Origin of the sequence: Candidatus Competibacter denitrificans Run_A_D11 (assembly GCF_001051235.1) — a bacterium.
GTDB classification, from domain to species: domain Bacteria; phylum Pseudomonadota; class Gammaproteobacteria; order Competibacterales; family Competibacteraceae; genus Competibacter_A; species Competibacter_A denitrificans.
This window is the reverse complement of record NZ_CBTJ020000088.1, coordinates 1-13,421: the sequence shown is the minus strand read 5'-3', so window position 1 is coordinate 13,421 and position 13,421 is coordinate 1. Positions and strand designations below refer to the sequence as shown.

General features: G+C 55.4%; 8 protein-coding genes and 3 tRNA genes. 10 read left to right on the top strand and 1 reads right to left on the bottom strand.

Annotated features, from left to right (window positions below; genetic code table 11):
• Window positions 1-112 precede the first annotated feature (112 nt).
• The 6 genes from lon to BN873_RS14945 all read left to right on the top strand — a co-directional run bounded on the left by lon (window position 113) and on the right by BN873_RS14945 (window position 5,303).
• Window positions 113-2,566 carry an endopeptidase La gene (lon, locus tag BN873_RS14970; protein WP_048675469.1) on the top strand — a complete coding sequence of 818 codons (2,454 nt, stop codon included), beginning with the start codon at window positions 113-115 and terminating at the stop codon, window positions 2,564-2,566.
• A gap of 122 nt (window positions 2,567-2,688) precedes the next feature.
• Window positions 2,689-2,985, top strand: a complete 297-nt coding sequence (locus BN873_RS14965; RefSeq protein ID WP_277921602.1) for an HU family DNA-binding protein — start codon at window positions 2,689-2,691, stop codon at window positions 2,983-2,985.
• Window positions 2,986-2,998: 13 nt separating this feature from the next.
• A tRNA-Val gene (locus tag BN873_RS14960) sits at window positions 2,999-3,074 on the top strand.
• Window positions 3,075-3,085: 11 nt separating this feature from the next.
• Window positions 3,086-3,162: transfer RNA gene (locus tag BN873_RS14955), tRNA-Asp, on the top strand.
• Between the two features lie 45 nt (window positions 3,163-3,207).
• Window positions 3,208-3,284: transfer RNA gene (locus BN873_RS14950), tRNA-Asp, on the top strand.
• A 96-nt stretch (window positions 3,285-3,380) separates the two neighbouring features.
• Window positions 3,381-5,303 (top strand): SurA N-terminal domain-containing protein, encoded by a 1,923-nt coding sequence (locus BN873_RS14945; RefSeq protein ID WP_048675463.1) that lies wholly within the window; start codon window positions 3,381-3,383, stop codon window positions 5,301-5,303.
• A gap of 51 nt (window positions 5,304-5,354) precedes the next feature.
• Here the strand turns inward: BN873_RS14945 and BN873_RS14940 are convergent, their stop codons facing one another.
• Complete coding sequence (locus BN873_RS14940) at window positions 5,355-6,140, bottom strand: enoyl-ACP reductase FabI (RefSeq protein WP_048675460.1); 786 nt, start codon at window positions 6,138-6,140, stop codon at window positions 5,355-5,357.
• A 71-nt stretch (window positions 6,141-6,211) separates the two neighbouring features.
• Between BN873_RS14940 and BN873_RS14935 the strand changes: the two genes are divergently transcribed.
• The 4 genes from BN873_RS14935 (at window position 6,212) to uvrA (ending at window position 13,417) form a co-directional block, all read left to right on the top strand.
• Window positions 6,212-8,071 carry an extracellular solute-binding protein gene (locus BN873_RS14935; RefSeq protein WP_242434447.1) on the top strand — a complete coding sequence of 620 codons (1,860 nt, stop codon included), beginning with the start codon at window positions 6,212-6,214 and terminating at the stop codon, window positions 8,069-8,071.
• A gap of 551 nt (window positions 8,072-8,622) precedes the next feature.
• Window positions 8,623-8,772, top strand: a complete 150-nt coding sequence (locus tag BN873_RS19680) for a hypothetical protein (RefSeq protein ID WP_171820498.1) — start codon at window positions 8,623-8,625, stop codon at window positions 8,770-8,772.
• Between the two features lie 262 nt (window positions 8,773-9,034).
• Window positions 9,035-10,378, top strand: a complete 1,344-nt coding sequence (locus BN873_RS14930) for an APC family permease (RefSeq protein ID WP_048675454.1) — start codon at window positions 9,035-9,037, stop codon at window positions 10,376-10,378.
• Window positions 10,379-10,516: 138 nt separating this feature from the next.
• On the top strand, window positions 10,517-13,417 hold the full coding sequence (uvrA, locus tag BN873_RS14925) for an excinuclease ABC subunit UvrA (protein ID WP_082161331.1): 2,901 nt from the start codon (window positions 10,517-10,519) through the stop codon (window positions 13,415-13,417).
• Window positions 13,418-13,421: the final 4 nt, after the last annotated feature.

The following is a 13,421-nucleotide window of genomic DNA, read 5'->3' as shown; positions in this document are numbered from 1 at the left end:
CCTGCTCGTTCCAGCGCGGATCTTCCTTTCTTCTTCGGGTCCCGTTTGTTGAGCGGGTGGGTGGTGTCCAGCCCCAAGGCCCTTTCCCGGTTTAACTGTCTGAGGCCCAACCATGAAGCAAAACGAACCTAAGTTCGACCTGCCTGACCATGCGCAATTCCCAGTGTTGCCGCTGCGCGATGTGGTGGTCTATCCGCACATGGTGATTCCCTTGTTTGTCGGCCGGGAGAAATCCATTCGTGCGCTTGATTTGGCTATGCAGAACAACAGGCGCATCGTGCTCGTCGCACAACGAAGCGCCGAGGTTGATGATCCGGGTCCAGGTGATGTTTACGCCATTGGCACGCTGTCTAACGTGCTGCAACTGCTTCGATTACCCGATGGCACCGTCAAAGTGCTGGTCGAAGGGGGTCAGCGAGTGGCCATTGAGCGTTTTACCGAGACTGATCCCTGCTTTATGGTGGCTGTAACGCTGTTGGAAGCTCCCTTGGAAGAAGGTGACAGCGCTACGCAAGAAGTCCAGGCATTGATGCGCGCGTTGCTCAGTACCTTTGAGCGTTACATCAAAGTCAACAAAAAAATCCCTGGAGAAGTACTTACCTCGGTTTCCAGCATTGAGGACCCCCATCGAGTTGCCGACACCATCGCCGCGCACATGGCCCTTAAACTGGACCAAAAGCAAAAAATTCTGGAAATACAAAACTTGCGTGAGCGCCTTATCCATCTGCTGGCACTGGTTGAAGGCGAGATCGATATCTTGCAAGTGGAAAAACGGATTCGCGGCCGAGTGAAGCAGCAGATGGAAAAGAGCCAGCGCGAGTACTATCTGAATGAGCAGATGAAGGCGATCCAGAAAGAACTTGGCGATTTAGAGGATGGCTCCAACGAGATTGAAGATCTCGCACAGCGCATCGAAAAGGCGGGGATGCCAAAAGAGGCCAAGAGTAAAGCCCAGACCGAATTGAACAAACTGAAGATGATGTCGCCGATGTCAGCCGAGGCGACGGTCGTGCGCAACTATATCGATTGGTTGGTTAACGTGCCTTGGAAAAAGCGCACCAAGATTCACCAGGACTTGGCGAGTGCTGAGGGCGTGCTGGAAGCTGACCATTACGGCCTGGAAAAAGTTAAGGAGCGGATTCTGGAGTATTTGGCGGTCCAACAACGAGCACGCAAGCTCAAGGGGCCTATCCTCTGCTTGGTCGGACCGCCGGGTGTGGGGAAGACATCGTTAGGCCGCTCTATCGCTCGGGCGACTAACCGCAAATTCGCGCGGATGTCGCTGGGTGGTGTACGCGACGAAGCTGAAATTCGTGGCCATCGTCGCACGTATATCGGCTCTCTGCCTGGAAAGATTATCCAGAACTTGGCAAAGGTTGGTGTTCGTAACCCGCTGTTTTTATTTGATGAGATCGACAAGATGTCCATGGATTTTCGCGGCGATCCTTCGTCAGCGCTGCTGGAAGTCCTCGACCCTGAACAGAACAATACGTTTAACGATCACTACCTGGAAGTGGATTTTGACCTGTCGGACGTGATGTTCGTAGCGACCGCTAATACCCTCAATATCCCACCGCCGCTGCTGGATCGCATGGAAGTGATTCGGATTCCCGGCTATACCGAAGACGAGAAGCTCAACATCGCCATCCGCTATCTGGTCCCAAAGCAGCTCGACAACAATGGGCTTAAGAAACGGGAGCTGGAAATCGATGAGGCTGCCCTTCGCGATATTATCCGTTACTACACCCGTGAAGCCGGCGTGCGTAACTTAGAGCGTGAGATCGCCAAAATTTGCCGCAAGATCGTCAAAGAAGTCACGCTTCGGCCCACAGAAGCGAAGATCGTCATCGAACCCGATAGGTTGGATAAATATCTGGGCGTGCGCCGCTTCCGTTATGGTCTGGTCGAAGAGCAGGATCAGGTCGGTCAAGTCGCTGGATTGGCATGGACCGAAGTCGGTGGGGAGCTACTCCGTATCGAAGCCGCCCTGGTCCCGGGCAAGGGTAAGCTCATCCATACCGGCCAATTGGGTGAGGTGATGCAAGAATCCATTCATGCGGCACTGACGGTGGTTCGCGGCCGTGCTGAGGCGCTCGGCATCGACGCTGATTTTCATCAAAAAGTGGACATCCACATTCATGTGCCGGAAGGCGCTACTCCGAAAGATGGCCCCAGTGCAGGGATCGGTATGTGCATCGCCCTGGTGTCGGCGCTGACCCGGATTCCTGTACGCGCCAGCGTTGCCATGACCGGCGAAATCACTTTGCGAGGAGAGGTGTTGCCAATTGGCGGGCTTAAGGAGAAATTACTTGCGGCGCATCGGGGGGGTATTTCAACGGTGGTAGTGCCCGAGGAGAACCGTAAGGATCTCGCTGAGATCCCTGAGAATATTCTCGCTAAGATCGATGTGCGTCCGGTGCGATGGATCGACCAAGTCTTGGAGATCGCTTTGCAAACGCTGCCATTATCAAAATCATCAGGTTCGAGTGAAGCCACTCCAGAGCAGGCTGTTCTGGACGCTGGAGCTAAACCTGGTAGCGCATCGGAAGGCGTGCGTGCCCATTGACGCTGGGTGGATTGCCTAGTTGACACTGCTTGAAAGGCCCTGTTATAAAAGAAAATCGCTATCTTTATCTTAGTATTTGGAGCAGCGTATCTGCGTAAGCTGTGTCCATACCCGTAATGTAAATGTCTAACATAAGGAAGGGACCCATGAATAAAAGTGAACTGGTCGATGCGGTTGCACAAGCTACCCAGTTGTCGAAAGCCGCCTCTGGCAAGGTGGTCGATGCGGTTCTATCAGCGATCAGCACCTCGTTAAGCAAGGGTGAATCTGTGGTGCTGACAGGATTTGGAACATTTTCTCTACGGGAACGTCCAGCACGCACTGGTCACAATCCTAAAACCGGTGAACCGCTAGAGATCAAGGCCAGCAAGACACCCGTCTTCAAGGCTGGAAAAACACTTCGTGATGGAATAGAATAATCAGTTCTTCCAGGGGTGCTTAGCTCAGTTGGGAGAGCATCGCCCTTACAAGGCGAGGGTCGGGGGTTCAAGCCCCTCAGCACCCACCAGAATCTGTTTTGGAGCGGTAGTTCAGTTGGTTAGAATACCGGCCTGTCACGCCGGGGGTCGCGGGTTCGAGCCCCGTCCGCTCCGCCAAATGAATCGGTTTGAGTAGATTTAGATATCCATAGCAGCTATCACGGAGCGGTAGTTCAGTTGGTTAGAATACCGGCCTGTCACGCCGGGGGTCGCGGGTTCGAGCCCCGTCCGCTCCGCCAAAATTTAGGGTGTCGTTCCGGCACCCTTTTTTGTGCCTCACATCATGGTTCAATCCTCAAGGCTCCACGGTGGGCCTCGCAACCGGGTAACTTTGTATGTTGCTACAGAAAATCCGCGATCACGCCCAGGGGTGGTTTTCCTACATCATTATCGGTTTATTGATCATTCCGTTTGCGGTATGGGGCATCAATTACTATTTCGAAGGCGGTGGGCCAATGGATGCGGCTGTAGTTGGCAATGGCAAAATCACCGTGCAGGAATTTCAGCGGGCTTACCAGCAACAGCGTCAGCGGATGCAGGCCATGTTGGGCAACAACATGGACCCGTCGCTACTGGAAGGGCCGCGTTTGAAGCAGGATGTGTTGCGACAGTTGGTTGATGAACGAATCCTGGATGAGATTGCCCGCGATCAGGGTTTTCGGATCGGCGATCAGCAATTACATGACGCTATTTTAGGGCTTCCCGTTTTTCAGCAGAGCGGTGGTTTTGATAAAGCGCTGTACGAGAGACTTCTGAGAAACCAAGGCTTTACCGCAACCGCCTTTGAGGAAGGTCTACGCCAGTCGCTGGCGACCCAACAGTTACGCGATGGGGTGGTGGATTCCACCTTGATTACCGCAGCAGAACAAGATCAGATCGTCGCCTTGCTCAAGCAGCAGCGGGAATTGCAGTACTTGGTATTGCCTCTGGAAAAATATGTGGCCCAAAGCACCGTTGATGATGCGGCCATCCGAGATTATTTCGAGGCCAACAAGAGCCGCTTCGTTAATCCAGAGCAAGCCCAATTGCAGTTTGTTGAATTGAAGCTCTCGCAAATCGCTGAGGGCATCACGCTAAGTGAGGCCGACCTGAAAGCCAGCTATGAGGAACAAATCGCCAAATATGGTCGGCCAGAAGAGCGTCAGGCGTCGCATATTCTGGTTAAGCTGGCACCTAATGCCGGTGAGGCTGACGTGGAACAGGCCCGTGCCAAGGCGCAGCAGATGGTTGAGTCGATCCGTTCCGGTGCTAAGAGCTTCGAGCAACTGTTGAATGAGGTCAAAGCGGATGGCTCTGGCCAAGTAGAAGGCGGTGAGCTGGGGACAGTTGGCAAGGGCATGTTCGATGATCCGGCACTGGAGAATGCACTGTTTGCCTTAAAGCAGCCGGGTGATATCAGCGAGGTGGTACGGATGCCCGCTGGATTTCACTTGATTCGGCTTGATGCGATCTCCCCGGCACAGACCAAGCCTTTTGAAGACGTGCGTGATGCGGTAGCCAAGGAGTTGCGCCAGCAACAGGCGGAAAGCCGGTTTTACGAGATCACGCAAAATCTCGCCAATCTCGCTTACGAGCATCCAGACAGCCTGGAGTTACCTGCCAAAAGTTTGGGAGTAGCGATACAAGAAAGCGATTGGTTCAGTCGTAACGGCGGCGAGGGGATTGCGGCCAACCCGAAGGTGCTCGAGAGCGCATTCGGCGAGGATGTGCTTAAGCGGGGTCTGAACAGCGAGCCTATCGAGTTGGAACACGGTCATGTGGCCGTGATTCGCAGCAAGGGCCATCGCGATGCGACTCCCCGCTCACTGGAAGAAGCACGCGAGGAAATTGGCAAACTGCTGCGTGAAACCAAGGCTCGCGAAGCCTTGGCGAAAGATATTGAAACAATGAAATCTCGGGCTGTGCAGGGTATCCATTTGCAGACGTTGGCCAACGAATTTGGCGCGACCTTCAAAGATGCTGGTCTGATAGGGCGCGATACGCCGGCCGTTGATCGTGCGCTGCTGGATGTGACCTTCCGCCTGCCCCAGCCGGAGAGCGGTAAGGTGGCGTTGGGTTCCACGGCGTTGGCAAACGGTGATCAGGCCCTTTTGGAAGTCGTGCGGGTAGTTCCTGGCCAGAAAGACGCACTTTCCGCCGATGAGCGGAAAGCGTTGGCCCAGCAGCTAGCGCAGCAGATCGGTAGGAAGCAATTCGGGGGTTTGCTGGACAGTGTGCGTACCAAGATCAAGGTCGTGACCCACGCCGACCGGCTTTAAGGAGAGGCGCCAACCCTCTCGCTCGGCAAAGAGGGTTAGCGCGGGGTTTGCTTATTCCATTGCCCCAAGGGCAACCGTATTGAAACCGCCATCGACGTAGACGATTTCACCGGTAATGCCGGAGGCCAGGTCGGAACAGAGAAACGCCGCCGTGTTGCCGACTTCCTCAATGGTTACGCACTTGCGCAGTGGGGCAATGTGCTCAAAGGTGTCCAACATTTTGCGGAAATTTTTGATGCCAGAAGCGGCCAGGGTACGGATTGGGCCGGCGGAAATAGCGTTGACCCGAATGCCATCGGGTCCCAGCGTTTGCGCCAGATAGCGGACATTGGCATCCAGGCTGGCTTTGGCCAGTCCCATCACGTTGTAGTTGGGAACTGCTCGAACGCCGCCCAGATAGGTCATGGTGATTAAAGCGCCTTGCCGGCCTTTCATTAACGGCCGGGCTGCCTTGGCCAGCGCCGCAAAACTGTAAGAGCTGATGTCGTGGGCAATACGGAAATTCTCGCGGCTGATGCCATCCAGAAAGTCGCCTTCCAATGCTTCGCGCGGGGCGTAGGCGATGGAATGAACGACGATATCCAGGCTATCCCAGCGTTGTTGCAGGGTTGCGAACAGCGCATCAATATCGGCATCGCTTTCTACCTCGCAGGGTAGGGCAATTGAGCTACCCAATTCAGCACTCATTTTCTCCAAGCGAGGTTTTAGCTTATCGTTTTGGTAGGTAAAAGCCAGTTCAGCACCTTCCCGGTGCATGGCTTGGGCGATGCCCCAGGCGATGGAACGGTTGCTGGCAACTCCAAGGATCAAGGCACGCTTGCCGGCGAGAAAGCCCATAAGGAACTCCTGTGCGTTTTAGGTATCGTTTAAGACGGGTCACTGAATCTGCAAACTGTAAAGGAAAGTGCATGATGCGTGCAAAGTACCGTTTTCGTCGCAAGGTGTGGCCGGTTTTGCTCGGTTTCATCTGCGTATTGTCGATCAATCCCGCCATCGGCGCGCCAGCCCATGGCATCGCTTTGCACGGTCAGCCCAAGTACGGGCTGGATTTCAAACATTTCAGCTACGTTAATCCTGATGCACCCAAGGGGGGCGAGGCTCGCTTCGCTGCCATCGGTAGCTTCGACACTTTCAATCCTTTCAATATCAAGGGTCAGGCGGCCGCTGGCATCGGCCAGTTATTTGAGACGCTGATGACAAGCAGCGCCGATGAGCCGTTTAGTGAATATGGCCTGATCGCTGAGAGCGTGGATGTGGCGGATGATCGTAGCTCGGTGACGTTTAAATTGCGGCCGCAGGCCAGGTTTCACGATGGTTCGGCCATTACGGCCGATGATGTACTGTTTTCCTTTGATGTCCTCAAGACGAAAGGCAGTCCAGCTTATCGACTGTATTACGCCAATGTCGCCAAAGTTGAAAAGTTGGACGAGCGACAGGTGAAATTCACCTTCTCAGCCGGCGAAAATCGAGAATTACCGCTGATCGTAGGGCAGATGTCGGTATTGTCGAAAAAATACTGGGAAAGCCGCGACTTTACCGCTACGACTCTGGATGTGCCGGTGGGTAGCGGCCCGTACCGGATCGAACGCTTCGAACCGGGTCGCTTTATCGTATTCAAGCGGGATGAGAATTATTGGGGTAAAGATTTGCCGGTGCAACGTGGTTTGCACAACGTTGACCGGCTGCGTTACGACTATTATCGGGATGTCACAGTCGCTCTGGAGGCGTTCAAGGCGGGTTCTTATGATATCCGAGTGGAAAACGTTGCCAAGCAATGGGCCACTGGCTACGACTTTCCAGCCTTGAGCAAAGGATTGGTGAAGAAGGAAACCTTCGCACATCAGCGGCCATCCGGGATGCAAGGCTTCGCTTACAATTTACGCCGGCCTCTGTTTCAAGACCCCAAAATCCGTCAGGCGCTGGCTTACGCTTTCGATTTTGAATGGAGCAACCGCAATCTTTTCCACGGTCAATACACCCGTGCCCGCAGCTATTTCGATAATTCCGAGCTGGCGGCGCGGGGTTTGCCGTCGCCCGATGAACTGGCTGTATTAGAGCCGCTGCGCAAGGAGCTACCGCCCGAAGTGTTCACGACGGCCTATGAACCGCCGAGCGCCAAGGATGATGCCGAACTACGAAGCAATTTCCAGAAGGCGCTGCAATTGCTCCAAGAAGCCGGCTGGGTTTTTCGCGACCGTAAATTGGTCAATGCCAAGACCGGCGAGCCGTTTCGCTTTGAGTTATTGATTGCCGAGCCAACCTGGGAGCGCATCGCCTTGCCCTTTGCCCGCAATCTGGAACGACTCGGCATCGAAATGGCGGTGCGGACGGTCGATTCGGCACAGTATGAAAATCGGGAGCGCAGCTTCGATTTCGATATGATCGTCAATGTATGGGGCCAATCACTGTCGCCCGGCAATGAGCAGCGCGAGTTTTGGAGCAGCGCCGCCGCCAACCAACCGGGAAGCCGTAACTTAGTAGGCTTGAAAAATTCGGCGGTGGATCAGTTAGTGGATTCAGTGGTTGCCGCACCTGACCGCACCAGCCTGGTGACGCGGGTGCGGGCATTGGATCGAGCCTTGCAAGGGAATTACCTGGTGATTCCACACTGGCATATTCCCTACGACCGGATCGCGTTTTGGGATAAATTTGGCTATCCGACAACGGTTCCCATGCAAGGGGTGCAGTTGGAAAGTTGGTGGATCGACCCTAAAAAGGAAAAAGTGTTGGGTCAGCAGCGGAGTTCACAGCTTGAGAAAACTAAGTGATTATCGCTTTTCAATTTATTGGAGTGCTTTGCAGAGACACCTGGTCGATGCTGCGTAAAAGCCAAACTCCAGCTAAACTATCGTTCAGTCGGCTGAAATGCGTCTAAAGTTTGCTCTGTATAAACAAAATGTTGATATTTTCTGGGTATTACCCAGGCTTGAGGAAGCTTGATATCCGACTGGTATTGATAGATTAAAATACCTTTGCTTTCTCAACGAGCCAGAATTCATAGTGAGAATTATCTCTATATAGGGGACTAGTATGCTCGGTAACACGTATTCTTCACGCACTGCGGCCGTGGTGCTTTCCGCAATCTTCTTTGCTGGTTGTTCCAGTATGCAGCCGACTCCGACTCTGCCTAGCGCGCCTGCTCGGATTGGCGGTTATGGTGGTGTGTCGGCGGAGGTTGATCGAAATTGTCGAGAGCAGGCTTACAAAGCCGCAGAACAGGCGAAGCAACAAAACGTCAATACAGAAGTCGCTGTCACTGCAATTGGCACAGTCGCTGGAGCGGTCATCGGTCAATCAATAAGCCCTCGTGGTGGTGGCGGTGGCCCTGGACCGCGAGGACCTGGCGGCCCTGGTGGTGGTCCTGGCGGCCCAGGTGGCGGTCCTGGCGCCGGTGGTCCTGGCGGCCCTGGTGGTGGTCCTGGTGGGCCAGGGCCTGGTCGTTCGCGTGGCCCTAACTATGCTGGAGTAGGTGCTGCTACGGGTGCTTTGGCGGGGGCCGCAGCAAGTCAGGACATGTTGCAAAATCTGCAACAGGTTTATGACATCAATTACGATAACTGTATTGCAGCCAATGCCAATATGGACGATACCGGTTATAGTTCAAGGCGCAGCCGCAAGCGTAGGAGATAGTTAACCTGGAATAACCGGGTCGGTCGGCCTTCACGATCTACCCGGCAAAAGTCACCTTTGGCAAGGATTGCCTCCATTGAATCCCTGATTGTTTTGTTCTGATGTCAAACGATTCGTCGAGCCTGCCGACCGCCCAGCTTAAACGCCAGCTTTCTTGGATCGATGCGGCGGCGATTTTCGTCGGCATCATTCTGGGATCCGGTATCTTTGTGGCGCCGGCTGAAATTGCCGGTGCGATCTCTTCACCCTTTTTGGCTGCCTCGCTGTGGTTAGTGGGGGCCGCTGTCGCCGCTTGCGGTGCGTTCTGTTATGCGGAATGCGGGGCGCGACTGCCACGACCGGGTGGGTTTTTCGTCTTTTATGGCGCCGCCTATGGCCCTGCCGTCGCTTTTGTCGCGGGATGGGCAGCCCTATTTATCACCTATCCGGCTGCGCTAGCGGCGATTTCGCTGATTTTTGCCCGCTACCTCAACGAAGTGATTCCCGGCATTGCCGCAACCGATTTTCGGGCGGCCTTGGTGGGTGCCATGGCGCTTATTGCCGTGGCTGATTTGAATATCATCGGAGTCCGCTTAGGGGCTGGTGTGCAGAAAGCGCTGACCGCTTTCAAAGTATTGGCTCTGTTAGCATTGTGTGTAGCGGCAATTGCCGCTCCGACGGTATCTACTCCTGTAGCCAGCGCTCCACCCCCTGAGCTTTTCCCAAATGGCTTCGCTGGGGTTATCAGTGCAATGGTTGTTTTGCTCTGGACTTTCGATGGGTGGTCGGATGTTTCGATGATCGCCGGTGAGCTAAAGAATCCAGCAAAAGATTTTGGCCGTGCGGTATTGGTGGGCGTCGCTATGCTGGCAACGACGTACATGGTGGTCCAGTATGCCACCATGTCGTTGTTAGGTAGCGCCGGGGCAGCCGCTTCCAAACAAGTCGTTGCCCAGGCGGTAGGGGTGGGTCTTGGTCCAGGTTTCGCCAAAGTTGTCGCGCTGCTGGTGGTCGTTAGTACGCTGGGCGCTCTTAACGGTATCGTGCTTGCCGTATCGCGTCTGGCGTTCGCCATGGCTCGTGATCGTGCTTTTCTACCGTGGTTTGGTGAGATACATCCTCGATTCGAAACACCGGCACGCTCAACATTGATGTTAATCGGCGTTGCTTTGCTTTACGTTTTTGCCGCTGATTTTCGTGATTTGATGGGTTTCTTCGTGTTCAATGTCTGGTTGTTTTATGGCGCTACTGCGATAGCGTTGCTCAAGCTCCGCCGCTTGAAAGTGGGCGAACCGTTGCAGTGGCGTGCACCGCTGGGAATATTACCGCCTGTTGTGGTGTTGCTGACGGGTGGATTGATGACGCTTGGATTACTGGCGCAATCTCCGTTACGTTCGATGATTGGGCTTGGGATGTTGTTACTGGCTTTCCCTATTTATTGGCTATGGAGCGCCTGGCAAAGATAAGCCTCTAGGCGGATATTGAAATCCACTTATCCGCTATTCGAGTTATCAGCTTTGTGAAATAAAGATTGATAACCCTCGTCAGTGGGCGATTGGGCGCTATTATGCCGCCTTCCTATCAAGCTGCACTCGATTATCCGCATGGACACCATCAAAATCCGCGGCGCTCGCACCCACAATCTGCAAAACATCGACCTCGACCTGCCGCGTGATCGTTTGATCGTCATTACCGGCCTATCCGGCTCCGGCAAGTCCTCGCTGGCCTTCGATACGCTCTATGCCGAAGGCCAGCGCCGCTACGTCGAATCGCTCTCAGCCTATGCCCGGCAATTTCTGTCGTTGATGGAAAAACCGGATGTCGATCATATCGAAGGCTTGTCGCCCGCGATTTCCATTGAGCAGAAATCGACCTCGCACAATCCGCGCTCCACGGTCGGCACCATCACCGAGATTTACGACTATCTGCGGCTGCTGTACGCGCGGGCCGGGATTCCGCGCTGCCCGGATCATGGCATTGATCTGGACGCGCAGACCGTCGGCCAGATGGTGGATCAGGTGCTGGCGTTGCCGGAAGAAAGCCGCTTGATGCTGCTGGCCCCGGTGGTGAAGGAACGCAAGGGCGAGCATGTCAAGCTGTTGCAGGAATTGCAGGTACAGGGGTTCGTCCGTGCCCGGATTGATGGCGAAGTAGTGGAACTGGACAGCCCGCCGCTGCTGGATTTGCGTCGCAAGCACACCATTGAAGTCGTCGTGGATCGCTTCAAGGTGCGCGATGACCTGGGCTTGCGGCTGGCGGAATCGTTCGAGACCGCGTTGAAGCTGGCCAACGGCATTGCCCGCATCGCTTTTTTGGACGAGCCGGGCCGGGATGAATTGCTGTTTTCCGCCGGATTTTCCTGTCCGGTCTGCGGTTACAGCCTGAGTGAACTGGAGCCGCGCCTGTTCTCCTTCAACAATCCGGTCGGGGTGTGCAGCGAGTGCGACGGGCTGGGGGTGAAGCAGTATTTCGACGCCGAGCGGGTGGTGGCGCATCCGCATTTGAGCCTGGCGCGGGGAGCGGTGCGTGGCTGGGATCGAGAGAATTTTTATTATTTCCAGTTGATTAAAGCGCTGGCGCGGCATTTTCATTTCGAGGTGGATACGCCGTTTCAGGAGTTGCCGGAGCGCATCCGCACCTTGATTTTGCATGGCAGCGGTCACGAGGCGCTCGATTTCGATTATCAGAACAGCAAGGGCGAGACCACCCATCGTCGCCATCCGTTCGAGGGCGTGATTCCCAACATGCAGCGCCGCTATCGGGAAACCGAATCGAATCAGGTGCGCGACGAACTGGCGAAATATCTCAGCAGCCAACCGTGCCCGACCTGTCAGGGCGCACGGCTGACCCGTTCCGCCCGCCATGTCTTCGTCGCTGGCCGCAGCGTGCCGGAAGTGGTCGGCTTGCCCATCGGAACGGCCCGCGACTTTTTCGGACAATTGAGTCTGCCGGGCCGACGCGGGGAAATCGCCGTTAAAATCGTCAAGGAAATCAGCGAGCGGCTGAATTTTTTGGTCAATGTCGGGCTGGACTATCTGACGCTGGAGCGCAGCGCCGACACTCTGTCCGGCGGCGAGGCCCAGCGCATCCGGCTGGCTTCGCAAATCGGCGCGGGGCTGGTGGGGGTGATGTACGTGCTGGATGAGCCATCCATCGGCCTGCACCAGCGGGATAATGCCCGGCTGCTGGCCAGCCTGCTGCGGCTGCGCGATCTTGGCAACACCGTCATCGTGGTCGAACACGACGAAGACGCCATCCGCACCGCCGATCAGGTGGTGGACATGGGGCCGGGCGCGGGTGTTCACGGCGGGCGGGTGGTGGCGCAGGGCACACCCGCCGAGATCATCGCCCATCCCGACTCGCTGACTGGCGCGTATCTGGGCGGTCAACGGCGGATTGCCTTGCCGGACAAGCGCACGCCCGTTAATCCCGACAAACAACTGCGGATTGTCGGGGCCAGTGGCAATAATCTAAAAAATCTGTCGGTTACGATTCCGTTGGGGCTGCTGACCTGCATTACCGGTGTCTCTGGCTCCGGTAAATCCACCCTCATCAACGATACGCTGTATCGCTACGCCGCCCGCGATTTGAACAACGCCAACGAATCGCCTGCGCCGTGCCGCGATCTGTTAGGGCTGGAACAGTTGGATAAAGTGGTGAACATCGACCAGAGTCCGATTGGCCGTACTCCCCGTTCCAATCCGGCGACCTACACCGGCTTGTTTACGCCCATCCGCGAATTGTTCTCCGGCGTGCCGGAATCACGAGCGCGTGGTTATCAGCCGGGCCGGTTCAGTTTCAACGTCAAGGGTGGGCGCTGTGAAGCCTGTCAGGGCGATGGCGTGATTCAGGTGGCCATGCACTTCCTGCCGGATATTTATGTGCCGTGCGATGTGTGCAAAGGCCAGCGCTACAACCGGGAAACGCTGGATATTCGCTATAAAGGCCGCAATATCCATGAGGTGCTGGAAATGACGGTTGAGGATGCGCTGGCGTTTTATCAGGCGGTGCCGGTGGTGGCGCGCAAGCTGCAAACGCTGGACGCCGTGGGTTTGAGTTATCTCAAGCTCGGTCAGAACGCCACCACGCTATCCGGCGGTGAGGCGCAGCGGGTGAAACTGGCGCGGGAGTTGTCCAAGCGCGATACCGGCCAGACGCTGTATATTCTGGATGAGCCGACCACGGGGCTGCATTTCCACGACATTGAGCAATTGTTGAAAGTGCTGCATGAACTGCGGGATCGCGGCAATACCATTGTGGTGATTGAGCATAATCTGGATGTGATTAAAACCGCTGACTGGATTATTGATCTGGGGCCAGAAGGCGGGGGCGGGGGCGGTGAAGTGGTGGCGGTGGGAACGCCGGAGGAGATTGCCTGTCATGCGGAAAGTCATACCGGAAGGTTTTTAACGCATCCGATTACCCACAAACTCGCATTATCCATCGCTGGCATAGGCAGCTTTAGCGGCGGCGACGCCCAAGGCGAACATCTGAACCCGTTGTAGACCC